The sequence below is a fragment of the Spirulina subsalsa FACHB-351 genome (assembly GCF_026130165.1).
GTDB classification, from domain to species: Bacteria; Cyanobacteriota; Cyanobacteriia; order Cyanobacteriales; family Spirulinaceae; genus Spirulina_A; species Spirulina_A subsalsa_A.
In genome coordinates this window covers 1-24,062 of the sequence record NZ_JAIHOM010000061.1, presented here as the reverse complement: position 1 = coordinate 24,062, position 24,062 = coordinate 1, and the positions used below count along the sequence as shown (strand labels likewise).

The window sequence follows — 24,062 nt, the reverse complement described above, 5'->3', positions numbered from 1 at the left end:
GGTTTCCCTTTATTTGTAGAGTTCTATCTTTGGTATCAGTTGCGGTGTGGGGGAATGGATATTGACTCGGGAACAGGGAATACTCCCGATTCCCCCCTCTTGCCTGAACGGATCAGCCGGGGTTCAGACCATGTTTTTCAAGGACTGGGCGGCTTCATTGAGTTGCTGAGTCCCTAACTTGGTTTGACTAATCCCGGAAGCGGTTTCTTTTGCCCCTTGATTAATGGTACTCATGGCCTCAATGACCTGTTGAATGGCTACCGACTGCTGTTTGATGTTCAGGGAAATTTGCTGATTGCTCAACACCACATTATTCACCGCTTGGGCGACTCCGGCAAAGGCATCGGCGGTGCTTTGGGTGATTTGTACCCCACTTTCTACGGTGCGGGTGCCTTCGTCGGTCACTATGACGGTGGAGTTGATGGAATTTTGAATGTCTCGCACTAAATCATTGATTTTTCCGGCGGATTGTTTACTCTGATCCGCTAGTTTACGGATTTCTGTGGCGACGACGGAAAACCCTCGACCATGTTCTCCCGCACGGACGGCTTCTACGGCAGCGTTGAGCGCTAACATATTGGTCTGGTTCGCTAAATCGGACACCAGTTGAGAAATTGAGCCGATTTGGGTGGTTTGGTCACTTAGGCGGAGAATTTGCTCGGCGATCGCCTCCACTTTGGCCCGCAATAAGTGCATCCGTTCTAAAGTCTGATCCACCGCTTGGGTTCCCCCATCCGCTAACTGTAATGCCTGACGAGCCGCACTGGCAGCCGATTCCGCCTGTTCAGAAGACTGACGAGCCGATACCCCTAATTCGTCCATCGTGGTAGTGGTTTGATTCACCGAGGCCGCCTGTTGACTAGCGGTTCTTTCCTGTTCCTCAATGGTCGAAGCAATTTCACTGGTGGAACTGGCTAGACTGTTGGCCGTGAAGTTCATCCGTTGGGAAATGGTATGAATGACCCAACTCGCAATCCCAACGGCAACCAAAACCGATAAAATCGTGACCGTTACAACGATTGTCACCAGTAAATTTAAACTTTGTTCACTAGAGCGAGCATTTTCTTGGAGAATCTCTTGTTCACGAGTTTTTAAGCGATTCAACAGGTTAGTAATAGCTTCGGATTGGCTGCGTCCCCCATCAACGCGCCACCGCTCAATGGCTTCTGGGGTTCTGCCCTGCTCAACTAAACTAATTAAATTATTGTTAATCTGTTCTAAAGCTGTGAGTTCTGAGCGAATTTGAGCAAAGGTTTGTTTTTGTTGAGGATCCAGCATAATGCGATCCAGTGTTTGTATCTCCTGTTGCGTCGCACTTTGAGCCGTTCGGTAAGAGTTGATAGAAATACTATTGCGATCCAATAAATATCCCCGCACGGCTCTAGACATGACCTGTACATTAAAGCCGAAATTGCCAATAGCTGATTCGATCTGAGTTCTTTCCACAAGGTCATTAGAATTTTTCTGGACAACTTGTGCTTGCACGACAATTAAAATGGCTGAAATAATCCAGAGAAACAGTGGAACGGAATAGCCAACAATAATCCAATTTCGCAGTCGAAAGCTAGAAAATTTTTTGGACAGGATTAAACTATTGGGCAAATTGAGGTGATGGGATTTATCTTGCATTTTTAACTCCTATAGTTGCCGTTTCTCCTGAATAGAATTTTGGCAACGACTAACAACTGTTTATCTAATTTTGATTCCTGTATTGGCGGAATTACTGAACGGTTTCATCAACGACTAAGTTACCCTTGAGTAACATTTTTTCTAAGTCTAGAATACTCATCATTTTTTCCTGATACACCGCAGCACCCAGAAGATATTCGTCATTGATCGAGTGAATGGCTGTGGGAACGGTGGTAATATTTTGGGGATCGAGTAACAAAACATCATAAATCCCTTCGACTAACACACCAATCACTAATTCCCCGGCTTCAATCACCATGGCTTGTTTCGCAACTTCCCACGGAATGGCTGGTAAATTGAGGACTTGTGCCACATCCAGCAAGGTGACAATTTCCCCTCTCAGGTTGACATTGCCGACAAAATAAGCTGGACAACAGGGAATAGGGGTAACTTGATCAATTTCTGTAAACTCGCGCACAATTTTTAAGTCGATGCCAAAGAATTCTTTACCGAAACTAATCACCGCTAAGGGTTTAAATCCTTTGAGGTTTTGGGTGGTAGTAACTTGTCGTAAATGTTCGGCTCTCTCCTGAAAAATTTGGCGTATTTCAGGGGTAGCACTAGGACAAAAAACTCGCCATTCTAAGAGTCTTCCCTCTTGATCTCGTCCTGCCATTTCGTCGAGTTCTTCGGCATTAAGAGACAGGGCTTTTTGCATAACTTGAGTCGGATGGGCTTCTAAGCTGCGCACTAATATCTCGACATTAAGTAAACTAATAATGTCATTTTTACTGTGAGCAATTCCCTTATATAAAGGAATAGTTTCTTCATCTGAATCTTCAGTCGAGTAGCTCAGTTTTTGGGTAATTTCTGCTGGAGGAATCGCCCGAACTTCTAAGACTTGGTTAACAATGATTCCTAAGCGGAGCTTGTGAAATTTTAGGACAATTAAACTATCTGTAAGTTGATATTCTGGGGGATGATATCCAAAGCGTAAATGAAGATCCATCACGGGAATAATATCTTCACGCAAATTAATAACTCCCACAATTTCCCTCGGGGTGTCGGTAATGGGGGTTAATTCTGGTAAGAAAAAAATTTCTTCAATCAGACTCGTTTCAATTCCGTATAAAGATTGATTCAAACGAAAGAGTAAATAACTTTGTTCGAGGAGATCGACTGGGACAGATTCTAAGGTGTTAATCATGGTCACTTAGGGTTACTGATTACAGACCGACTGTTTGGGTTATCCATCCATTAAGGATGAGGGTTCAGGATTGACAGGATTAAAATTAGCTGACCAATTTGTTAAAAAGGTGTCGGTCAAAAAGTTAGATGACGACATCCGGTTAAGATCGGATTCTAAATAGGGGGAGCGGGCAGTGGAAGGGGTGGAGAGTTGTTTTTGTAAGTTTAAGGCAGTTTGATACATTTTTTGCGCCCGTTGTTGATTTCCCTCTTGTTCATAGAGATGACTTAGTTGGTAATAGGCATCGATGGCGTTGGGATCTAAATAAATAATCCGTTTATATAAATACTTCGCTTCTTCAGTATCTCCTTTTTCTTCGGCAATATGGGATAGCAGGTAATAAAATGCAACAGAAAGGGGATCTTTTTCTAAGGCTTGTTGACAAAAGTAACAGGCTTGATCATATTGCCCCGTATTGGCATAAATATGGGCTAGGAGATAATAAGCAAGGAGGTTATCTGGGTAATTTTTCAACACTTGATTGGCTTTTTCTATGGCCAGAGGATACTGTTTTTCTTGGAAGAGTTGATGGGCTTGTTGCAGGAGTTCTTGGGGTGAAATGATGGTAGGTTGGGGGGGTTGGGGTTGAGGGGGTGGGTTGACGGGATTTATCACATAACCATTAGGTGGGGTGGGATTGGCGATGGGGGTGATGCGGGGGGGCGGCAAGAGGGGGGGAATCAGGATTTCTTCCCTGGGGCTGTGGTTGTAGGGTTGTTTTTGGTAGAGGATGGATTCGGAGAAAATTTGGCTCTGAAATCCGGTCATGTTTTGACCATAAAGTTCTGCATGGCCGGTGAGTAGATATCCCCCGGGTTTCAGGGCTTTGTGGAAGCGTTTCAGGACTTGGGCGATCGCATCGGGTTGAAAATAGATAAAAACATTGCGACAAATAATCAGATCAATATCTCCAGAAAATTCAAGCTTATTATTGGGACTGGTTTGCAGGAGATTCAAGAACTCAAAGCGGACGAAGGAACGGATATCCTCGCGAATTTGATACCCCTGTTTATAGGGAGAAAAATACTCTTGTTGAATCTGGGGTTTAATCATGCGGAAAGACCAGGAGTTATACAATCCTTCTCGGGCCCGATTCAGGGCTTGGTAATTAATATCTGTCCCCAAAACAAGGGCATTCCACTGATAGCGGTTGGGTAATAGTTGATCTAAAAGGATGGCGAGGGAATAGGGTTCTTCTCCGGTGGAACACCCAGCACTCCAAATTTTTAGGGTTCGGTTTTGGTTATTCTGTCGAATGAGTTGGGGGATAATCTGCTCTTCTAGCAGGGAGAATTGACCCTGATCTCGGAAAAAATAACTCTCAGTATTAGTTAACAAAACAGCGAGTTCTTGCCATTCCTGAAACGCATTGACGTTGTGTTCTAGCAGGAAATGATAGTAGTCTTCAAAAGCAGAAATTTGTAACTGTTCCATCCGTTGAAACAGTTTTCGGGTGAAATGGGTTTTGTCTTCCAGTCTGACTTTGATTCCTGTGTAATGGGAAATTAAGTCCGTGAATTTGCTAAATAAGTCAGGACTGATGTCGCTAGAGAACGGCATTGAAACTCCTTGGATGGTGTACTTCAGTTAGGTTGGCTTAATCTAAACTCCGATTGGATTTCAGCTTTTACGATGGCTAGGAGGGGGTTGTATGGGAATCTGAATTACAAACTGGGTGCCTTCGTTTGGTTTAGAAATACATTCAATTTTGCCGTGATGTTTTTCCACTACAATTTGATAACTAATGGCGAGTCCTAATCCAGTCCCTTTCCCTACAGGTTTGGTCGTAAAGAAGGGGTCAAAAATATGATGCACGGTTTCAGGAGACATCCCAACACCGTTGTCGGTGATGCGGATTAAAACATCTCCATACGTTAAGCCTGTTTGTCGGTCAGAATGGGGATGTTGAGAGTCTGGGATAACTTCTGTACTAATGGTAATACAATGAGGTTCAGGGCTATTTTCTAGGGCATCAATGCTGTTACTGAGAATATTCATAAACACTTGGTTTAACTGCCCAGCATAACATTCAACTTGGGGCAATTTTCCGTATTTTTTGATGACTTGGATTTCGGCTTTTTCTCCTTTGGCTTTTAAACGATTGTGTAGGATTAAGAGGGTGCTATCAATGCCTTCATGAATATCAACGGGCTTCATGTCGGCTTGATCGAGTCGGGAGAAGTTCCGCAGGGAGAGGACAATCTGCCGGATGCGTTCGGCTCCAATTTGCATGGAAGCGAGGGTTTTGGGTAGGTCTTCTATGATGAATTCTAAGTCAATTTCATCGGCGAGTTCTTCGATGGTTTCGTTGGGTTGGGGATAGGTTTCTTGGTAGAGGCTGACCAGTTTCAGTAAATCTTCTACATATTCACTGGTGTAACTTAAGTTCCCGGAAATGAAGTTTACGGGATTGTTAATTTCGTGGGCGATGCCTGCTATCATTTGACCCAAACTGGACATTTTTTCGGTTTGGATGAGTTGGGATTGGGTGCGTTTGAGTTCTTGAATGGTGAGTTCAAGTTGTTGGGCTTGGGTTTGGGCGGCGAGGGCGGCGGCGCGGGTTTGGGCGAAGAGTTCGGCTTGGTCAATGGCGAGGGCGAGTTGATCGACGACGGCTTGTAGGAGTTCGATGTCGGGTTCACTCCAGTGGCGGGATCCGAGGTCGTTCATGCAGGCGATCGCACCGAGATGATTGGACCGGGTTTTGAGGGGAATCAGCAGGATGGACTGAATATGAAAGCTTTGCAGTAGTTCGAGAAAGTCCGCGCTTTGGGTCGTCTCTTCGCCGAGGAGGAAGGGTTGATGGATGTCGTCAATCCTCAGCAGGTTGAGGCTTTCGATTTGTTGGGCGAGCCAGAGTAGTTTTTCTGGGGGACAGTTGGCGATCGCACTGGCGGGTTTATTCGTGCCTCGGGCTTCGTGGCTGACGGTGAGGCTGAGTTGATTTCCTTGACTCCAACACCAGAGATAACTACACCAGTCTACTTGTAGGAGGTGGCGAATTTCTTGGACGGCGGTGCCGAGGATGGTGTCTAAATCCAAGGAGTTACGGATTTGGTTCGCCAGACGGAAGAGCAGGGCTTCCCGCCGTGAGAGTAGGGCTTGACGGGCCCAGCATCGGTCAATGGCAATGGCCAAATGGTCGGCAATGGTGGCAATGGCTTCGTGGGTGATTTTATCGAGGGCTTGGTAACACCACAGGGCAATTACCCCCACGAGGCGATCTTCTACGACCAAAGGATACCCCACTAGATGGAGTTTAGCCTTGGTGTTGTTCCGTCGCCCGTCCATCTGACAAAACAGGGGATCGGGTTTGACTTCAAGGTTGAGTGGGGCGGTTTTTGGGCTAATTTCTCCGAAGGGGGCAAACACCAGATCATGAATGGGCTGCCGCGACAGGGCTAGAGAACCCAAGATCGAGTTACTGGTAGGCAGGTAGGTCACGGTGAGCAGTTCGTTTTGTGCCAGGGATGGGTCTGCATCGGGGTGGAGGGTGACGGCCTGAAGTTCGAGGGTTTCGATTTGGCTGTTATAGCTCCAGATGGCGGCTCCGGCGGTGTTTAACTGCTCTACTAACACCTCGCTGCTGACGGTAAGGCTCTCTTTGATGGAGTGGGCATGAACGAGGGCGCGACCAATTTCGGCTTCTAAGGTGGCGAGGCGCGATCGCTCAAATAACATCGCCTCCACTTGACGGCGCTCTGTCGTATCCCGCAAACACACAGAAATTCCGTCTAAATAGGGGGCAAGCTGCACCTCCACCCAACGCCGCCCCACCGGGAAAAAGGCCTCGAAATGAGTCCCTTCATGGGAGCGCACAACTTGCCGATATTCCTGCTCAAAGGTGGTTTCTAATAATTCCGGGAAGACTTCCCAAATACATTGATTTAATAACTCTCGTTTCGTTTTGCCTAATAGTGTCTCGGCCGCACTATTTAAGGAAATAAATCGCCATGCGCCATCTAACACAAAAAAGGCATCGCTAATGGTCTCTAAAATTTGGATATTCATGAAGCTTACAACCATCCCACATACTCCCGCAATTGACTGTCCCTCTGACCCTAAGTTTCCCGAAACTTAGGCGAGGCGATTAGCTACCTTAAAACTAAAGTTTGGCAGATGACTCTGAATTGATTCCGACTACACATCCTGTCCATGACCTCGTTAAGAAGAACTCCATTGAACACTAGAGTTAAAACCCTACAGTTACAAACCACAAGTTGACGCTGCAAGATTACTCAAAATCATAACTTTCAGTTACTATTGAACCTTGATTTACTCTCTTAAATTGTTGCATTTCGTTAAAACTTCTTGACGTTGTGACAAATCAATAGTACCAACCTAACCTATCACTCAGTTAAAGACAAAAAGTAAACAAAAGTTTAAGAGCAAGACTCAAGACAACAAGATGTGCTTTGCTCAACCAAGCGTGATCCCCTTTTGATCTTATACTTCCTATTATTCCTCATCTTCGGCGTGATCTCCAGTCTGATCTGAGTACCTTAATTGAATCTTTCAGAACTTCCTCAGAAAGTCTAAAAAAATTATCCGTTTTTTCATCTTGCCAGAGATAAAACCTACTGATTTGCCCAAACTGTCACAAAAAGTTACATCCCAAGGTCAAAAATAAAGTCTTGTGCCTTTTTTTTGAGACAGGGTATAGAGTCGTGAGACATTTGGGACAATAGAGTTATACCCAAAAACGGATTACCAATCACAATGCAAGAGCATCCTGGCTGGAGGGATTGAGAATGTCTGGAACTGCGAGTTATGGTCTAACCATTTTGGCTGTTGATGACAGCCCCATTATGCGCAAAATGTTACAACAGATTCTACAAACGCAATATAACGTTGTGGTGGCTGATAATGCGGTAGACGCTCTATCGGTCATTTACCATCAGGCGGTAGATTTGTTGTTGTTGGATGTCACCATGCCGGGGGTAGACGGCTTAGAACTCTGCCGCACGGTGCGAAGTTTGCCCCAATTTCAGGCCTTACCCATTATCATGCTGACGGCTAGAGATGGGACTTTTGATAAAGTCCAAGGGCGTTTAGCAGGAGCAACAGAATATTTGACGAAACCTTTTGATGAGCAAGAATTGCTGAGTACCTTAAAAAAGTTTCTGGGAGATGATAACAATTAGCGGCTTCAGTTGTGAGGGATTAGCACGGCAATCCATCTTTAGGGTGAACTACCCACACCAATCAAGCATGGGTATGGTGTGGGCTTCTGGTTTCATTGACTATCGCCCTTTGGTCTTGTAATCGAGAAACTTGACGAACATTCCCCATGCCACAAGGGAATAGGGAATTAATATAACATTAAGCAACGATATTAACTCAGGGAACGACTTGGAGAAGAGGTAGAAACAGGAGAATCACTGGGCTGATTTTTTTGGGAGAGGAGTTCTAAAATAGACGCTTTTTCCACTAAACCTAAAACCTTGCCTTCCGCACTCAGAACCGTGAGTTGTAAGGTTTTCTTTTCTTCAATCCGTTTGACCACTTCTAGGAGCGATTCGTTGGCGGAGACGGTTTGGCTCATATCCGTTGGCTGCATTAAGTCCTGAACTCGGGTTTCTGTCCAGAGGGAAGTGGGGACTGTTTTAAGTTGGTCAACGGCCAATTCTCCCATGAGTTCTCCTGCTTCATTGGTGATGAGAAAACGACTCCACGGATTATGACCAATGACATAGTTATTGACAAACTCCCGCAGGGTTAAGTCGGCAGAAACGACGGGACTATTGGGGGTAATGGCATCTTGGGCGGTGTAGTGGTCAAGGGTTTCTTGCACTTGGGCTGATTGGGCCGAGAGTCCGGCATTTTGCAGCAGGAATAGCCCGATTAAGAGGGTCCAGAAACTGCCATAGGAGCTAATCCCTAAAATGCCGAGTAGCCCTAACATGATGCCGAAAATCCCCACTCCTTGACCGACGCGACTGGCGTAGAGTAGGCCTTTGTTGGGGTTGCCTGTGACTTGCCAGACGAGGGCTTTGAGGATGTTTCCCCCATCAAGGGGTAGGCCGGGGATGAGGTTGAAAATCCCGAGGACGAGGTTAATACTGGCGAGGAGAGAGAGGAGTCCGGTGAGGGGGAGGGGGAGGGGTAAATAAACGCCTAGGAGGGTAAAGACGATACAAAGGAGAAAACTAACGGCGGGGCCGGCGATGGCGATGAGGAAGGCTTTAAAGGGGGTGTCGGATTCTTTTTCCAACATGGCTAAACCCCCAAAGAGGAATAGGGTGATGGAACGCACTTCAATCCCTTGGGAGAGGGCGGCGATACTATGGCCTAATTCGTGGGCAAGAACGGAGGCAAAGAGTAGGAGGGCGGTGCTTAAGCCTAAGAGAGTGGCCATTAAGCCGTTGATTTGGGGAAAGTTGGCGAATTGTTGCCCAAATAACCAAGTCCCGAGGGCTAGGACGATAAACCATGAGGGATTGATGAAGAAGGGAATCCCTAGGATGCTGCCGACTTGGATATTGTTACTGGTGCGATTCATGCTGGTTTGTGCCTCTGTTAACTTCCCACTTCTATAGTAGCGCAAAGCTTGGGGTTGCTTTTTGGGTTATTTTGTGGTAATCAGGGTAAGAAATCACGAGAATGGCGGAAAAGTGGTGAATCTTGGCAGAAATTTGGGCGGGTGTTTGGGGGTGATGGCCTCTAGTGTGGTGGTGGTGAGTCCGGTGTGGGCGGAATCTCAATTGTTTTTGGCCTATCCTCCCCGGCAACATCAAACCAGTGCAAGCCAAATCTTTTTTATTGGTTCTGCGCCGCCTGAGGGGACGGTGACGATTAATGGGCAAGGGGTGGAACGGAGTCCGGGTGGGCATTTTGCGCCGAGTTTCCCCTTGCGTTTGGGGGAAAATCAGTTTACGTTGCGCTACGGGAATCAAAGTATTGGGGTGACGATTACCCGGGTGTCGAGTCAGCCTGTGTTGAGTCCGGGGAGTCCTTGGGTGCCGGAGTCGTTGCGTCCGAATCAAGAGATGGCTCGCTTGCCGGGGGAGCGGGTTTGTTTGGAGGTTTTGGCTCAACCGAATTCGACGGTGGGGGCGCGTTTGGGGGGGGAAAGGTTAGTTTTGACCCCCCAACCTGTTCAAAAGGCTTTACCGCCCAATGCGGCGGCTCTGGTGGCACAAAATGAACCGACTCCTCTGGTGTTAACCCAGTATCAGGGCTGTTTGGAGGGCGATCGCCCGGGTTCATTGGGGGTGCCTGTATTTGAGATTACGACCAATGGCACCCCTACGGTGCAGGAGGGGGCGGGGACGATTCGCATTTTAGACCCGGAACAGTTGCAGGTGGTGGAGGTGATCGTTCCCCAAGGGGTGGCACGCACGGGGCCGGGGACGGATTATTCTCGCCTAACGCCTCTGCCTCAAGGGACGAGGGCGGAAGTGACGGGACAGGAGGGGGAATGGTTACGCTTGGATTATGGGGCTTGGATTCGGGGGAGTGAGACGCGGGTGCTACCGGGGGCGATGCCGCCTCAGTCGCGGATTCGCAGTGTGCGTTCTCGCCCTCTTGCTGGAGCAACGGAAATCCGTTTTCCCCTACAGGTGCCGGTTCCGGTGTCGGTTCAACAAGGCGATCGCACTTTTACCCTCACCCTCCACAATACTATCGCCCAAACCGACACTATCGCCGTCGATCATGACCCCCTCATCCAGCGTCTAGACTGGCAACAAATCACCCCCAACCAAGTCGCCTACACCTTCCACCTCAAAACCGATCAGCAATGGGGCTATGATCTCCGCTACGAAGGCAGCACCTTAATCCTCTCCCTTCGTCATCCCCCCCAAGTCGGGGAACAACTCCAAGGAATGCGCATTCTATTAGACCCCGGTCATGGGGGTGAAGAATTAGGCGCTCGCGGTCCCAATGGCTACCCGGAAAAGTCGGTCAATCTGACCCTTTCCCTCCTCTTGCGAGAGGCCTTAGAACGACGAGGAGCTACTGTATATTTAACCCGAGATCAGGATGTTTTTTTAGGACTCGCGGAACGAGTGACAATCATTAACCAACTCAAACCCGATCTCGCCCTCTCCGTCCACTACAACGCCCTCCCCGATGGAGGAGATGCCCTCAACACGGCCGGAGTGGGGATGTTTTGGTATCACCCCCAAGCCCATGATCTATCTGTTTTTTTACATGACTATTTAGTTGAAAAGCTAGATCGTCCCTCCTACGGGGTGTTTTGGAATAACCTCGCCCTCACTCGCCCCCATACTGCCCCCTCCATCCTCTTGGAATTAGGGTTTATGATTAACCCCACGGAGTTTGAATGGATTATGGACAGTCGGGAACAACGCCGATTAGCGGATACCTTGGCCGAAGGGATTATGACCTGGTTTCACTCTCTCCCATTAGGGGAGGGGACTAACACAAGTCCTCAATGATTTGACGATATTCGCTCTTTTGTTTGACTCCCCGTAACTCCACCAACATTTCTTTATCCTGAAAAAACTGGACAATGGGGGTGCCGACAATCTGGGCATCATCGGCAATTTCGGGGTCCACATCCACATCAATCTCGACAAAGTGGATTTTGCCCTCAAATTCATTTACAACGGCATCCAGAATCGGTTTAAGGGTACGACAGGGACTACAGTGGGCGGCCATGTATTTCACCACTAAAAGGCGATCGCTTTCATGGAATAATCTCCGTAAAGCATAGCCCCCCACGTGCCTTGTCTCCTCCAGAGAAAAGGTGACTTGAGAAGGATTAATCGCCTTTTGCTCCTCCGGTTTAACATTAGACTGACTCATCTTTTTTCCCTTAACTCATAACAAATCCATATTCTCAGCATAGCATTTTCCGGTTTTTCCTCCTAATCTTTTGCAAACTTCAACAAACCCGATAGGATAGAGAAAGCGTTTTCAGGGGTTAATCCACCACAATGAGTGACAATAAATCTCAACCCATTAATCCAGAATTGATGGATAAAATCCGCCAACAATTTGATTTCGGTCCCTATCCTAGAGTGGCCTTAGAAGTAGACCCCAAACAATTTATAGATCGACTTTATACCCACAATCTCACCACGGCCCATTACCTGCGCAATCAACAAGTTATTTCCTCCGAAAATCGGACTATTTTAGACGTAGGTTGCGGCACAGGATTCACCTCATTAATCCTCGCCGAAGCTAACCCTAAAGCCCAAGTCATTGGCATAGATATTTCCCCTAAATCCATCGAATTGGCCCAGAAAAGAATTGAATATCACGGCAAGCAAGACCAGTGTGAATTCCATGTATTATCCCTTGAACAACTCCCCCAATTGCCCTATGAATTTGACTACATTAACTGTGACGAAGTTCTTTATATACTACCCGATCAAGTCGCCGCATTAAACCAGCTAAAAGCTCAACTTAAGCCCACCGGAATTATCCGAGCAAACTTACATAGCTATGCCCAACGATTTAGAATCTTTCAAGTTCAGAAAATGTTTAATATGATGGGCTTCATGGATAAAGAAGTGGATGACACCGATATAGAAACAGTCATCGATATCATGCAGTCCTTAAAAGATAATGTAATCATTAAAACCTCTACCTGGTCAGAAGATTATGCGGACGAAAGTAAACGGAAAGAATTAGTCATTGAGAACTATTTATTTAAAGGAGATAAAGGCTATGAAGTTGCCGATATTTTTAACTTTTTAGACCAATCAGACTTAGAATTTATCAGTATGATAAACTGGCGACAATGGCAACTCATAGACTTATTCAAAGAACCCGATAATTTACCCCTATTTCTTTCCCTGAGTTTGCCAGAAATCACCATTCAGGAACAACTCCAACTCTTTGAAATTTTGCAACCCATTCATCGACTGTTAGATTTTTGGTGTGGTCATCCGGGGGCAGGCATTGAGTTTTTACCAGTGCCAGAATGGAGTGATCAAGATTGGTATAATTGCCTTGTTCATCTTCATCCCCAGCTTAATCGAACAGAAGTTAAAGATGCTTTAAATATTTGTTGTCAAAATCAACAATCCTTTCCAGTGCATTCCCATCTCCCCATTGCAGGAAGTCAACCCATTTCCCTGGAAATTACCCTAGCTACTTGTTTATTTTCTCAACTCCTGACTGCACCTCAATCTCTCCCCATACTAATTGAACAGTGGAAGCGACTCCATCCCGTTGATTTAGCAACCTTAGAACCTACATCTAATGAGGCTAGTTTTGCCTTAATGAAAAAGACACTCACAGCCTTAGAAAGTTGTGGTTATGTTATGTTAGAACGGGCTTAAACAACACCAAACCATCATCTTGCAACCCCAAACATTAGGAAAGGTAGACACTCCATGACTGAAAACGATGCCAAATTGCTAGAACAACTGCGTGAACAGTTTGATTTTGGTCCCTATCCGAAAACCCCCTTAGATGTTGACCCTAAAACATTTCCCAGTAAACTCTATATAAATAATCTCATAACGGCTTATTATTTACGCAATCAAAAAGTTATTCATTCGCAAAGTAGAACCATCTTAGATGTAGGGTGTGGTTCAGGATTTACCTCCTTAATTTTAGCAGAAGCAAACCCAGAAGCCAAAATTATTGGCATTGATATTTCCGAAAAATCTATAGAATTAGCTCAAAAGAGAGCAGAATATTATAACAAACAAGAGCAATGTGAATTTTTTGTCCTTTCGGTGGATGATATTCCTTCCTTGTCTTGGGAGTTCGATTATATTAATTGTGATGAGGTGTTATATCTTTTACCTGATCCTTTACAGGCATTACAAGTCTTTAAGCAAAAACTAAAACCATCAGGAATTATCCGTGCTAATCTGCACAGTGCTGCCCAAAGAGTAGATATGTTTAACTTGCAAAAGTTTTTCTCAATGCTCGGTTTTATGGATAAAAATATTGACGATAATGATATTGATGTTGCTTTGCAGGTCATTCATTCCCTACAAGATAATGTCCCAGCGAAAAAAACTACTTGGTCGCCAAATTATGAAAAAGATCCGGCAGTAAAAAAAGAGTTTTTTCTGTGTAATTATTTACTCAAGGGAGATAAAGGTTATAATATTAACCAGATGTTTGACTTGTTGCGGCAGTCTGATTTAGAATTTATTCGTATGGTGGACTGGCGACAGTGGCAATGGTTAAATTTATTTAAAGAACCGGATAATTTACCCGTTGTTTTGGGGGTAGGTTTAGTTGAAAAGAGTCCGGAGGAACAACTGAGAATTTTCGAGTTATTAAGTCCTATCCACCGATTGTTAGATTTTTGGTGTGGTCATCCGGGGGAAGGGGAAGGGTTTGTACCTGTTAGTCAATGGTCAAATCAGGACTGGTATAGTGCTATAATTCACTTACATCCTCAGTTTAATACGGAAAAAGTACGCACCGGATTGCGTAATGCTTGTCGAACTTTACAGGACTTTACTATTAGTGACTACGTGCCGATTGCGGGAGGTGTTCCCACGTCAATTGATGTTACTATTGCCGCTTGTTTATTGCCTCCTTTGCTGGAATCCCCTCAAAGTTTAGGGAGTCTCATTGAACGGTGGAAAACTTTACGCCCCATTAATTTAGCGACTTTAGAGCCAACAACAGACGCGGAAGCTTTTGATGTGTTAAAAAGTACGTTAACGGGCTTAGAAGCCTATGGTTATGTGTTATTAGAGCGAGCATAAGAAGGGGTACATCTCATGGAAAATCAGGATAAAGAGTTATTGGAACGGGTGCGGGAACAGTTTAATAGTTTACCCTATCCCTCTAATTCAATTGAGGCAAGTCATGAAAGGGATATTCCGTTTTTATATATTCATAGCTTGGTGACGGCTTTTTATGTACGCAATAAACAGGTGATTAACCCGGCAGATAAGGTCATTTTAGATGCGGGATGTGGGAGTGGATATAAGGCGTTGGGGCTAGCCCAAGCGAATCCGGGGGCGAAGATTGTGGGGGTGGATATTTCGGAACGCTCGGTAGAATTAGCGGAGAAACGCTTGCGCTATCATGGCATTGATAACGGGGAGTTTGTGGCGTTGGCGTTGGAAGATTTGCCTCAGTTAGGGCGGCAGTTTGACTATATTAATTGTGATGAGACGTTTTATTTGGTGAAAGATCAGGTGGCGGCTTTAAAGGCTATGAAAGCGGTGTTAAAACCGGATGGTATTTTGCGGATTAATTTACATAGTTTGCATGGTCGAACGGTGGTTTTTCGGGCGCAAGAAGTGTTTAGAGAAATGGGGTTATTTGATGAGAACCCGGAGGAGTTTGCTCTGGGGGTGGTGCGGGATATGATGAACGCTTTAAAGGATGATGTTTTACTGAAAAAAATTAGCTGGAAGGAGAATAGTGAGGCGATTTATGATGATTGCTCTATTATGGTGAATTATTTGTTAGTGGGCGATCGCGGTTTCACCATCCCAGAGTTGTTTAGCTTCCTGCGGGCGGCGGATTTGGAGTTTATCGAAATGGTACGCTGGCGCAATTGGAATTTTAACGCCCTGTTTAAGGAACCGGATAATTTACCCGTGTCTCTGGGGTTAATCTTCTCGGAAGCGACGCTAGAGGATAAACTCCATTTGTTTGAACTACTCCACCCCGTCAATCGTTTACTCGATATTTGGTGTGGTCATCCCCAATCTCAGCCTCCCGCGCTGCCTGTGAGTGAATGGACTCCCGAGGATTGGCAAGGGGTGACGGTACATTTACATCCCTTACTGAAGCGGGAGAGTTTTGAGCAGGCGCTGTTGGAGAGTATCCAGAAAATGCAGCCTTTTGATATTTACAGTCATTTCCCCCTCGGACAACCGGAAAGTTTTATTGATAGTACCATTGCCGCTTGTGTGTTCCCGGCTTTGTTAGAACAGCCTCAATCCTTAAGCGCGTTAGTTCAGCGTTGGCAAGTGCTGCATCCTGTTCATCCGGCCACCCTTCAGCCAATGGGTACGGAGGAGGCAAGGGAGTTATTGCAGCAGGTGTTAATTACCCTCGAAAGTGGGGGGTATGTGTTACTGCAACGGGAGAGGCACTAGGGACTTTAACAAAATGTTGCGGGATTCCCCTTCCTCCCTTGCAGGGAGCAGGGTGGGGTAGTTCACTCAATATCCCCCAACTGTTGCCAAGCTAAACGGGCTGCACCAATGGCTCCGGCATTATTGCCTAAAGCGGCTAAGAGGAGATGAAAACGAGTGCGAGAGGTGGCGAGGACTCGTTGTTCAATTTCCGCTAGGGCCGAGGGGAAAAAGAACTCTGCACTGGCACTGACTCCCCCTCCAATCACGGCGGCCTCGGGGGTGAGAATGTAGAGTAAATTGCTTAAACCAATGCCTAAAATCCGACCGTAATCTTGCCAAAATTCTAGGGCTTGGCGATCGCCCTTGTTCGCTAACTCCCCCAACTCGGCCGGATCCTTCCCCGTCGCCCGTCGAATCGCCCCGATGGACAAATGTTGCTCCAACGAGCCACGATTCCCACTATTACAAGGCGGCCCCTCGGGATTAATGGTCATTAACCCCAACTCCCCGGCCGCTCCATCATAGCCTGTGAATAACTGACCATCTAGGATAATCGCACCCCCTACCCCTGTCCCCAAGGTCAATAGAATCGAATGGCGAAAGTTAGCCGCCGCCCCAATCCACGCCTCCCCCAATCCGGCACAGTTGGCATCATTGGCGATTACTGTAGGGAGTCCTGTTTTTTCTTCTAATTCTTGGGCTAAGGGAACATTCTGCCACCGGACCAGATTAATCGCCACTAAGGCCACTTTTCCCGCCACATCAGCCGGTCCTGGAACCCCCACCCCAAGGGCAATGGCTTGACCTTGATTCAACTCTTGCACCGTTTGCGCGATCGCCTCAATCACCCGATGGGGTTCCGACGGTTGCGGAGTGGGAATCCTGCGGAACTCCAAACAAGTCCCATCGGCTAAAAACCGCCCAAATTTAATAGCCGTTCCCCCTAGGTCAATACCAATTACTTCCGGATTATCTTGTGATTTCATTTTGGTTATCTCAGGATTTTCTTAAACTTAGTTTAAGGTTTTTCGTGTATATCTAAAAGGTTGTTTTGTCGCCACTCCTAGAATTCTTGTTCTCAGTTGAGGCCTGAAGTCCATTAACAGACCTTTGAGATTCTTTCCACATCACTGTTAGAAATTCCTTTTGTTGTCCGTTAGTTTGTATTCCGGTCAAACGGTTGACTTGCCGTTTTATGGACTCTAAACCTGAAAGTTTTGTAACCGAAAAATGAACTATCTACTTTAATTTTTGTGAAGATATACCAAGCTGTACACAAAGCCTAAGAAATAGGGAAATATAGAAGATAACGAGCCTTTTATTTTGGTCAATTTTAGCCATTCCCCCCCCAACTTCGTCCTACAAACAGTATCCCTTGCTACAAGTTATAAAAACTAAACACAATGAATAACTCTGGGAATATTTCCCCAACACCGACTATGAAAAATAGTGATGATAACTTTTATGCCATTGTCCGGGATCACGTTGACTTAATCTGTCGTTATGACGTAGATGGAACAATTTTATTTGTCAACGATGCTTACTGTAAGTATTTCCAGAAATCCCGTTCTGAGTTAATTGGACATTGTTGGATTCCCAACATCCCCCACGATGATTTACAAATTCTTAATCAACAATATGAAGTCTTAACCCCAGAGAACCCCGTCTTTACCTGTGAAGTGCGGGTCATTCTCAATCATGGCGAAATTCGCCATCAAAGTTGGCGCAACCGGGGCATTTTTGACAAGCAAGGTCAGTTAATTATTGTGCAGGCGGTCGGACGAGATATTACCGAATCGAAGCGTTCCCAAGAAGCCTTACAAGCGGCTCAAAATCGTCTCCAGCATCTACTTTCCTCCAGTCCCGTAGTCATTTATACCCGTCACCCTAACACCCAAAGTCTGACCTTTATTAGTGATAATTGTCAAGACATCCTAGGCTATTCCTCCCAAGACTTTTTAGCCTCTACAGAATTATGGGAACAACGGATTGATCCGGGCCATCGGGAGCGTGTTCTGCAAGCACTGAGTCAGCTAGAACACCAGCAACACTTGATTTTAGAATACCGTTTTCTCCACCCCGATGGTTCTTCGAGGTGGTTACGGGATGAAATGAAAATGATTCACGATCCCCAAGCCAATTTAGTTGAATGTATCGGCTCCATTGTGGATATTAGCGATCGCCACGCCACCGAGGAACAACTCCATCTCTTCAAAATGATTGTCGAAAACTCCCAAGAAGCCATTGGGGTGAGTGATCCTCAAGGGAATATTATTTACACCAATCCCGCCCACAATAAGCTCTTTGGCAATCCTCCCCCGGAACAACTCAGCTTGAGCTATCGTGACTTATTAACCCCCAAAACTCAAGATTACCTAGAAACAGTCGTCTTCCCCCTACTCAGTCAAGGTCAAGATTGGATTGGTGAAATTGACGCTCAGGACTTGTCCGGGCGACAATTCCCCCTCTGGCAACGCATCAACACTATCCAAGACGATCAGGGGAAAATGATCTATCATTTTGCCTTAATGCACGATGTGAGCGATCGCAAAAAAGCCGAAGCCGCCATTCTCAACGCCCTCGTCCGAGAAAAAGAACTCAACGAACTCAAAAGCCGCTTCATCTCCATTGCCTCCCACGAATTCCGCAATCCCCTCACCAGTATCCTCTCCTCCGCCCAACTCCTACAAGCCGGAGACTGGAACGATGACGAAGAAACCGAACTCTTCACACAAATTGAAGAAGCCGTTCATCATCTCACCCTCCTCCTCGAAGAAATGAAAACCTTCAATCAAGGGCAAATCGGGAAACTCCAATGTCGTCCCGTTTCCATTGAACTCATTAGTTTTTGCTCCCGTCTCATCTTAGAACTCGAACGCAACTATAAAAGCACCCAAACCACAGAATTTAACCTCGAAACACCCAACCATTCCACCCTAAACGTTGAAATGGATGAAAAACTCTTGCGGCAAATTCTCACCAATCTGCTCTCCAATGCCCTTAAATACTCTCGTCCCAATCATCCCATCCGCTTCAGCCTCACCAGTTCAGAGCATAAAGTCATCTTTCGCATTAGTGACTCTGGCATCGGCATCCCTCCCGAAGACTTACCCCATATTTTCCTCCCCTTCCATCGCGGTAATAATGTTAACGCTATCCCCGGCACAGGTTTAGGCCTCGCCATCGTTAAACAAGCTGTCGATTTACAAGGAGGTGAGATAGCCGTAGAATCTCACGTCGGACAAGGTACAACCTTTACAATTACCCTTCCTTCCCATACAGCGAGTTGGCGGAAAGAGTGACCCTAAATATCATGCTCTAGGGGAGATTATCACCCAATAAAGCTAAATTCGCTACCATAGAGGAGACGAGGTAAAGTAGGATAATGCCCAATGTCGATGAAAACCATTCTGGTTATTGAAGACGAAAAAGCCGTCCGAAATAACATCGCCAAAATTTTAACCCTTAAAGGGTTTGCTGTGATCAGTGCAGAAAATGGTCAAGTGGGCATTCAACTCGCCCAAGATCATCAGCCCGATCTGATTGTTTGTGATATCCTGATGCCTCAGATCAATGGCTATGAAGTCTTGGCAAGATTACAAGATGATGTGAAAACTCGTACAATTCCCTTTATTTTCTTGACCGCAAAAGTCGAACGATCTGAACAACGTAGAGGAATGGCACTCGGGGCGGATGACTACATCACCAAACCCTTTACAATGGATGAATTAATGGACGCCATTGAAGTTAAATTGAAAAAGAAGCTCGATTTTGACGCTAACCTTGCAATTCTAACGGAAGAATTGCATAAAATAAAACAATTTTTAGAAACCAAAGAAAGGATTATGCAAGGGTTTAACCAAGAACTCCGTCGTCCCTTATCTAATATAAAAATGGTTCTAGAATTGCTCAGTCAATCGCCGAAAGAGTTTCAGCAAAAAGAGTATATTCGGATCTTGCAAACCGAATTTAAACGAGAAATCTCGCTGTTGAATCAATTGGAAGAATTGCAAAAAATTATCAACCCAGAAAACGCCCAGATTTTAGCACAATTGAACTTGCTAGACCGACAACAAGACCATTCGCTTTAAGACGCTTTTAAATCCGGATTAAAATCCAAGGGAGTCCCAGATGCTTTTAAGGGGGGACTTGATAAGTTTAAATAACCAACTTTCCCCGAGGGATAATGGACTAAAGGGTGAACCTCAATGATTGGCATTTCTTGATAACAAGACCGACAAAACCAATAAACTCGATTTTTGCTCGCAAAACGTAGGAGTTGAGTGCCACAGCAAGGACAAGAATACATAAAAATTACCCATGAACCCCATTAAATTGAACTGAGATCAGACTGTAAACAATGATGTGTAACCCACTGTAATTGATGGTAGAGATAAGACTGTTGAATGGCAATGCTGACAGCAACGGCTAAATCTTGTAGTCCTTCCACTTCCCACGATTGCCACTCCCTTACATCACAACACTGATGTAAAATTAATAAACCCCAAGGATTTTGTCTTAACAACAAAGGGACTAGGACTTGAGATTTAATATTAAAAAGCTGAAGGATTTGACGTTCATCGCTGTCTAGTTGAATTTGGGCTAAGTCAGGAATCACTTGTGCTTCAAATCCTGCGGGTTTTAAGACGGCAGAACTCCCCCAGAGGGGGAGGCGAATATTCCAATCTAAAAGGGAGGTGTAGTCAGGGGTGTGAGACTCGCACATCACGAATCCCCCCTGTTGGGTATCGAGACGGTAAATCAAAGTGCGATCGCACAATAACCAGTGATTAATGTCTTTCACTAAATCCTTGAGAATCAGACGCAACTCTAAAGAATTTTGGATGGAATGAGACAAATTCCGCAAAATCTGTTCCCGCGTCTGCCGAAACAAAGGAGAGGGCAAACACTCCAGAGAACATTCAGAAATGGACAAATCTGGAGTGATGGAAAAGGTAGAATTCATAGGAATCCTCAAAAGAGCTAGGCATTACGCAACACTTTCGGCTGCATTGCTCAGAAATTGATATTGATCAATCCATAACTTTTGCTTCAACTGAAGCAAAGGAATGGCTTCACTAAATAAATATCCCTGAAACACTTCACAACCTTGTTTTTTTAACCAGTCAGCTTGAGCCTCAGTTTCCACTCCCTCCGCCACAACTTCTAAGCGTAAATTTTGGGCGAGTTGAATAATAGACTGGGCAATATAACGTTTATTCTGATCTTGGTCAAGATCCTGAATAAAACAGCGATCAATCTTGATGCGTAAAAACGGAAACTGTAACAAATAAAATAAATTAGAATACCCTGTGCCGAAATCATCCAAACACCAACGCACCCCTAGATCAATTAACCGTAGCATGATCTGCTGTGCCTTCTCTAAGTTCAGGATGACGACATCCTCCGTCATTTCTAACTCTAGAAAATTTGGATCTAGTCCAGTCTTCTCTAAAACCTCCTCAATATATTCCACAAAATCCGGCTGATGAAAATGTAAACTAGATACATTCACTGCCGCAATTACAGGATACCCTAAATCATGGAGGCGCTTGGTTTCTTCACAGGTTTTTTTTAACATCCATCGGTCAATGGTCACAATCCACCCCGTCGCTTGAGCTAAGGGAAGAAACTCTAAAGGCTGAATTAATCCCAAGGCTGGATTTTGCCAACGTACCAGAGCTTCAAAGCCAGAAATTTGATTGTTTTTAGCCGAATATTGAGGTTGGTAATAAGCCACCAATTCTTGATTTTGGATAGCTTGTTCAAGGTAAACAGAAAGTAACATGATGATTGTGATTGAGCAATGAACAATTATATTAAGCAGACAACGCAGTAAAACTCGCAGCATAGGTAGGAATTTCAACACAAAACTCTGTTCCTGTTCCCACTTCAGAAGTCATGGTGAGTAAACCTTGATGACGTTCCACCACGATGGCATAGGAAAGGGATAGTCCTAAACCCGTCCCATGACCTACGGATTTTGTGGTAAAGAAAGGGTTAAATATTTTGTCGCGAATATGTTCGGGAATGCCCACGCCATTATCTTTAATCCTGACTCGGACTGCACTGGCTGTCTGTTCAGTGGTTATGGTAATTTTTAAATCTTGTGTCTTGCTAGTTTTTCTAAGGTTTTGTGCAGTTTCTGCATCCTTTTGCCGTAACGCATCAATGGCATTACTAATCAAATTCATAAAGACTTGATTCAACAGTCCAGCATAACAGTCTACTGGGGTAATATTACCGTAGTTTTTGATGATTTTAATGGCAGGCTGTCCATTCTTTGCTTTACAACGGTGTTCTAAAATTACTAAGGTACTATCTAACCCTTCATGGAGATCAATGGTTTTTTTGTCCGATTGTTGTAAGCGAGAAAAATTTAGGAGGGACTGAATAATCTGACTAATTTTTTCCGTCCCACTTTGCATACTTAAGAATAAGCGGGGTAAATCTTCTTGAAGAAAGTCGAGTTCAATCTGCTCACAATATTGAGTGATATCGGGATGGGGTTCTGTCTCGTGAGCTTGATAGAGTTGGACAAGGTGTAATAAATGGGTGATATATTCCAAGGCGTACTGTAAGTTACCTTGAATAAAGCAAACGGGATTGTTTAATTCATGGGCAATACCAGCCACCATTGTTCCCAAGGCTGACATTTTCTCCGCTTGGATGAGTTGTGCTTGGGTTTGTTGTAAATGGTCTAAAGTCTTTTTTAATTCTTGGGCGTTTTGCCGTTCTTTCACTTGAGCCACTCGTAAGTCGGCTTCTAGTCTTTTATCTTCGGAAACATCCCGAATGACCATTAAAACTTCGTTTTCTCCATAGGGGACATACTGGGTTTTGTAGTAAAACCATTCCTCTTGTTCTTGCAGGACGTATTCCCCCGTTTGGACGCTCTGGCTGTTAATAGCGCGCTCGATATGGTAGGTGGTATAGATTACGATGTCTTCTGACCAGAGAGCGCTGATGTGTTGACCGAGATATTCCTGCTCAAGGGTGGGGGTAGAAGCAGGGGGAAAATAATTAAGAATTGTGCCATGTTGATCGACTCTGATGATTAAATCGGGCAATGCAGCGAGGAGACTGTACTCTTTAGCCTGACTTTCTGTGAGTGTCTCGTTTTTGACACGATCCTTTAAGTGTATGATCTTGTCTTGAGCAGAGTTGTGTTGTACAATACAGAGTTGTGGATCACTGGGGTCTTCTGTGGCTTTAATCGTGCGCTGAGTTAAGGATGAGTTAGAAGGAGCGCGAACTAGGTCGGGCGGAAGTAATAATTGGTGCTGGTATAAAGCATGATCAGACATAACAAATAAGCTCCCTACATCTGGCTTCACGATACCAGTTTGGTTTCTTTCAAACATCCGAGGGAATCGTGATTTTAGGTGGGTGCTAATCTCTGCAAAACCCCTGAGTTTTAATTCAGTGGAATTACGGGTTTCATGTCAGAAGTATTACTGAGGTGAAATAGGAATCTAAGGTTGATTCGATGCAGTTGTGAAGGTGTTAATATTTTATAACCTAAATCGGCAAAAAAAGTAAATAAAATTTACGGTGTATTTAGAATTGTGTCCGAATCAGGGGGGGGTTGGGTGATGCGTGATGGTAAGGTATTGGTCAGGCTTGACAAATAGCCAGCCTTGGGTATTGCTTGTTGGGTTGCGCTGGCGCTTCACCCAACCTACGGACTACATTCAGATAATTAAGAAAACTCACCCCACGCTAATTTAGCGGTATAGCGTGGGGTGAATTGGTTTTATCGCTAGTTTAACAAAATGTTGCGGAATTCCCCTTCCTCGCTTGCAGGGAGGGGATGAATAGCAACCAATAAACCAACTGAGCGATCGCGAATCCTCGGATGAGCAGCTACAATATTATCGGCAACAGCAAATCAAGATAATGTATAAGGCGTACAAGTATCGCATCTACCCAACCGACGACCAAAAAGCCTCTCTCGCCAAGGCCTTTGGATGCTGTCGTTGGTATTGGAATTTTGCACTCAACCTATGCCAACAAACATATCTCAAGACAGGCAAAGGATTATCTCGTGGATATATCCAGAGTCTGTTACCAGGGTTAAAAAAGGAATACCCTTGGCTAAGGGATGCCTATTCCCAGTCCTTGCAAGTTGTTGCTCTCCATCTTTCCACTGCCTATAAAAACTGCTTTGAGAAGCGGGCGCAATTGCCCCGTTTCAAGTC

19 protein-coding genes are annotated in these 24,062 nt (G+C 45.1%); 8 read left to right on the top strand and 11 right to left on the bottom strand.

Annotated elements, in window-relative coordinates; translation table 11 throughout:
- Nucleotides 1-123 precede the first annotated feature (123 nt).
- From K4A83_RS13255 to K4A83_RS13240, 4 genes are all read right to left on the bottom strand, one after another.
- Nucleotides 124-1,629 carry a methyl-accepting chemotaxis protein gene (locus K4A83_RS13255; protein ID WP_265265064.1) on the bottom strand — a complete coding sequence of 502 codons (1,506 nt, stop codon included), beginning with the start codon at nucleotides 1,627-1,629 and terminating at the stop codon, nucleotides 124-126.
- Nucleotides 1,630-1,720: 91 nt separating this feature from the next.
- Nucleotides 1,721-2,836: a chemotaxis protein CheW gene (locus K4A83_RS13250; RefSeq protein ID WP_265265063.1), complete on the bottom strand. Its 1,116-nt coding sequence runs from the start codon at nucleotides 2,834-2,836 to the stop codon at nucleotides 1,721-1,723.
- Between the two features lie 39 nt (nucleotides 2,837-2,875).
- Nucleotides 2,876-4,438, bottom strand: coding sequence for a CheR family methyltransferase (locus K4A83_RS13245; protein ID WP_265265061.1), 1,563 nt, complete (start codon nucleotides 4,436-4,438; stop codon nucleotides 2,876-2,878).
- A 60-nt stretch (nucleotides 4,439-4,498) separates the two neighbouring features.
- Entirely contained in the window at nucleotides 4,499-6,889 is a 2,391-nt protein-coding gene (locus tag K4A83_RS13240) for an ATP-binding protein (protein WP_265265060.1), read from the bottom strand.
- Between the two features lie 740 nt (nucleotides 6,890-7,629).
- On the opposite strand from K4A83_RS13240, the gene K4A83_RS13235 reads away from it, so the two are divergent.
- Nucleotides 7,630-8,022 carry a response regulator gene (locus K4A83_RS13235; protein ID WP_265265059.1) on the top strand — a complete coding sequence of 131 codons (393 nt, stop codon included), beginning with the start codon at nucleotides 7,630-7,632 and terminating at the stop codon, nucleotides 8,020-8,022.
- A 191-nt stretch (nucleotides 8,023-8,213) separates the two neighbouring features.
- Here K4A83_RS13235 and K4A83_RS13230 read toward each other — a convergent pair whose 3' ends face one another.
- Nucleotides 8,214-9,380: a site-2 protease family protein gene (locus tag K4A83_RS13230; RefSeq protein ID WP_265265058.1), complete on the bottom strand. Its 1,167-nt coding sequence runs from the start codon at nucleotides 9,378-9,380 to the stop codon at nucleotides 8,214-8,216.
- A gap of 154 nt (nucleotides 9,381-9,534) precedes the next feature.
- On the opposite strand from K4A83_RS13230, the gene K4A83_RS13225 reads away from it, so the two are divergent.
- A complete protein-coding gene (locus K4A83_RS13225; RefSeq protein WP_407810026.1) occupies nucleotides 9,535-11,280 on the top strand; it encodes an N-acetylmuramoyl-L-alanine amidase in 1,746 nt (581 codons plus the stop codon).
- Here the strand turns inward: K4A83_RS13225 and K4A83_RS13220 are convergent.
- A complete protein-coding gene (locus K4A83_RS13220) occupies nucleotides 11,261-11,650 on the bottom strand; it encodes a thioredoxin domain-containing protein (protein WP_265265056.1) in 390 nt (129 codons plus the stop codon). The two genes, K4A83_RS13225 and K4A83_RS13220, sit on opposite strands and share 20 nt — an antisense overlap.
- Before the next feature lie 131 nt (nucleotides 11,651-11,781).
- On the opposite strand from K4A83_RS13220, the gene K4A83_RS13215 reads away from it, so the two are divergent.
- From K4A83_RS13215 to K4A83_RS13205, 3 genes are read left to right on the top strand one after another with little or no spacing between them, the layout of a single operon-like run.
- The gene (locus K4A83_RS13215) at nucleotides 11,782-13,134 is read left to right on the top strand and encodes a class I SAM-dependent methyltransferase (protein ID WP_265265055.1); all 1,353 of its coding nucleotides are present in this window, start codon (nucleotides 11,782-11,784) and stop codon (nucleotides 13,132-13,134) included.
- Between the two features lie 54 nt (nucleotides 13,135-13,188).
- Complete coding sequence (locus tag K4A83_RS13210) at nucleotides 13,189-14,529, top strand: class I SAM-dependent methyltransferase (RefSeq protein ID WP_265265054.1); 1,341 nt, start codon at nucleotides 13,189-13,191, stop codon at nucleotides 14,527-14,529.
- 15 nt (nucleotides 14,530-14,544) lie between these two features.
- Nucleotides 14,545-15,879 (top strand): class I SAM-dependent methyltransferase, encoded by a 1,335-nt coding sequence (locus K4A83_RS13205; protein WP_265265052.1) that lies wholly within the window; start codon nucleotides 14,545-14,547, stop codon nucleotides 15,877-15,879.
- Nucleotides 15,880-15,941: 62 nt separating this feature from the next.
- Here K4A83_RS13205 and K4A83_RS13200 read toward each other — a convergent pair whose 3' ends face one another.
- Entirely contained in the window at nucleotides 15,942-16,847 is a 906-nt protein-coding gene (locus K4A83_RS13200) for an ROK family protein (protein WP_265265051.1), read from the bottom strand.
- A 417-nt stretch (nucleotides 16,848-17,264) separates the two neighbouring features.
- Between K4A83_RS13200 and K4A83_RS13195 the strand changes: the two genes are divergently transcribed.
- A complete protein-coding gene (locus K4A83_RS13195; RefSeq protein ID WP_265265049.1) occupies nucleotides 17,265-19,163 on the top strand; it encodes a sensor histidine kinase in 1,899 nt (632 codons plus the stop codon).
- A 90-nt stretch (nucleotides 19,164-19,253) separates the two neighbouring features.
- Nucleotides 19,254-19,952, top strand: a complete 699-nt coding sequence (locus K4A83_RS13190) for a response regulator (protein WP_265265048.1) — start codon at nucleotides 19,254-19,256, stop codon at nucleotides 19,950-19,952.
- Here K4A83_RS13190 and K4A83_RS13185 read toward each other — a convergent pair.
- From K4A83_RS13185 to K4A83_RS13170, 4 genes are read right to left on the bottom strand one after another with little or no spacing between them, the layout of a single operon-like run.
- Nucleotides 19,949-20,170 (bottom strand): hypothetical protein, encoded by a 222-nt coding sequence (locus K4A83_RS13185; RefSeq protein ID WP_265265047.1) that lies wholly within the window; start codon nucleotides 20,168-20,170, stop codon nucleotides 19,949-19,951. The two genes, K4A83_RS13190 and K4A83_RS13185, sit on opposite strands and share 4 nt — an antisense overlap.
- A 21-nt stretch (nucleotides 20,171-20,191) precedes the next feature.
- The gene (locus tag K4A83_RS13180; protein ID WP_265265046.1) at nucleotides 20,192-20,827 is read right to left on the bottom strand and encodes a GAF domain-containing protein; all 636 of its coding nucleotides are present in this window, start codon (nucleotides 20,825-20,827) and stop codon (nucleotides 20,192-20,194) included.
- A 24-nt stretch (nucleotides 20,828-20,851) separates the two neighbouring features.
- Nucleotides 20,852-21,649 (bottom strand): putative bifunctional diguanylate cyclase/phosphodiesterase, encoded by a 798-nt coding sequence (locus tag K4A83_RS13175; protein ID WP_265265045.1) that lies wholly within the window; start codon nucleotides 21,647-21,649, stop codon nucleotides 20,852-20,854.
- A 31-nt stretch (nucleotides 21,650-21,680) separates the two neighbouring features.
- Nucleotides 21,681-23,168: a sensor histidine kinase gene (locus tag K4A83_RS13170; protein ID WP_265265044.1), complete on the bottom strand. Its 1,488-nt coding sequence runs from the start codon at nucleotides 23,166-23,168 to the stop codon at nucleotides 21,681-21,683.
- Nucleotides 23,169-23,760: 592 nt separating this feature from the next.
- On the opposite strand from K4A83_RS13170, the gene K4A83_RS13165 reads away from it, so the two are divergent.
- On the top strand, nucleotides 23,761-24,062 hold a 302-nt coding region (locus K4A83_RS13165; protein ID WP_265265043.1), incomplete at its 3' end, for an RNA-guided endonuclease InsQ/TnpB family protein.

What these genes read in the sequence shown, in the direction of transcription:
- K4A83_RS13170 (WP_265265044.1), bottom strand. Translation starts at nt 23,168, where the DNA reads ATGTCTGATCATGCTTTATACCAGCACCAATTATTACTTCCGCCCGAC.
- K4A83_RS13220 (WP_265265056.1), bottom strand. Translation starts at nt 11,650, where the DNA reads ATGAGTCAGTCTAATGTTAAACCGGAGGAGCAAAAGGCGATTAATCCT.
- K4A83_RS13175 (WP_265265045.1), bottom strand. Translation starts at nt 21,649, where the DNA reads ATGTTACTTTCTGTTTACCTTGAACAAGCTATCCAAAATCAAGAATTG.
- K4A83_RS13215 (WP_265265055.1), top strand. Translation starts at nt 11,782, where the DNA reads ATGAGTGACAATAAATCTCAACCCATTAATCCAGAATTGATGGATAAA.
- K4A83_RS13210 (WP_265265054.1), top strand. Translation starts at nt 13,189, where the DNA reads ATGACTGAAAACGATGCCAAATTGCTAGAACAACTGCGTGAACAGTTT.
- K4A83_RS13190 (WP_265265048.1), top strand. Translation starts at nt 19,254, where the DNA reads ATGTCGATGAAAACCATTCTGGTTATTGAAGACGAAAAAGCCGTCCGA.
- K4A83_RS13205 (WP_265265052.1), top strand. Translation starts at nt 14,545, where the DNA reads ATGGAAAATCAGGATAAAGAGTTATTGGAACGGGTGCGGGAACAGTTT.
- K4A83_RS13225 (WP_407810026.1), top strand. Translation starts at nt 9,535, where the DNA reads ATGGCCTCTAGTGTGGTGGTGGTGAGTCCGGTGTGGGCGGAATCTCAA.
- K4A83_RS13235 (WP_265265059.1), top strand. Translation starts at nt 7,630, where the DNA reads ATGTCTGGAACTGCGAGTTATGGTCTAACCATTTTGGCTGTTGATGAC.
- K4A83_RS13180 (WP_265265046.1), bottom strand. Translation starts at nt 20,827, where the DNA reads ATGAATTCTACCTTTTCCATCACTCCAGATTTGTCCATTTCTGAATGT.
- K4A83_RS13195 (WP_265265049.1), top strand. Translation starts at nt 17,265, where the DNA reads ATGAATAACTCTGGGAATATTTCCCCAACACCGACTATGAAAAATAGT.
- K4A83_RS13185 (WP_265265047.1), bottom strand. Translation starts at nt 20,170, where the DNA reads ATGTATTCTTGTCCTTGCTGTGGCACTCAACTCCTACGTTTTGCGAGC.
- K4A83_RS13250 (WP_265265063.1), bottom strand. Translation starts at nt 2,836, where the DNA reads ATGATTAACACCTTAGAATCTGTCCCAGTCGATCTCCTCGAACAAAGT.
- K4A83_RS13255 (WP_265265064.1), bottom strand. Translation starts at nt 1,629, where the DNA reads ATGCAAGATAAATCCCATCACCTCAATTTGCCCAATAGTTTAATCCTG.
- K4A83_RS13245 (WP_265265061.1), bottom strand. Translation starts at nt 4,438, where the DNA reads ATGCCGTTCTCTAGCGACATCAGTCCTGACTTATTTAGCAAATTCACG.
- K4A83_RS13200 (WP_265265051.1), bottom strand. Translation starts at nt 16,847, where the DNA reads ATGAAATCACAAGATAATCCGGAAGTAATTGGTATTGACCTAGGGGGA.
- K4A83_RS13230 (WP_265265058.1), bottom strand. Translation starts at nt 9,380, where the DNA reads ATGAATCGCACCAGTAACAATATCCAAGTCGGCAGCATCCTAGGGATT.
- K4A83_RS13240 (WP_265265060.1), bottom strand. Translation starts at nt 6,889, where the DNA reads ATGAATATCCAAATTTTAGAGACCATTAGCGATGCCTTTTTTGTGTTA.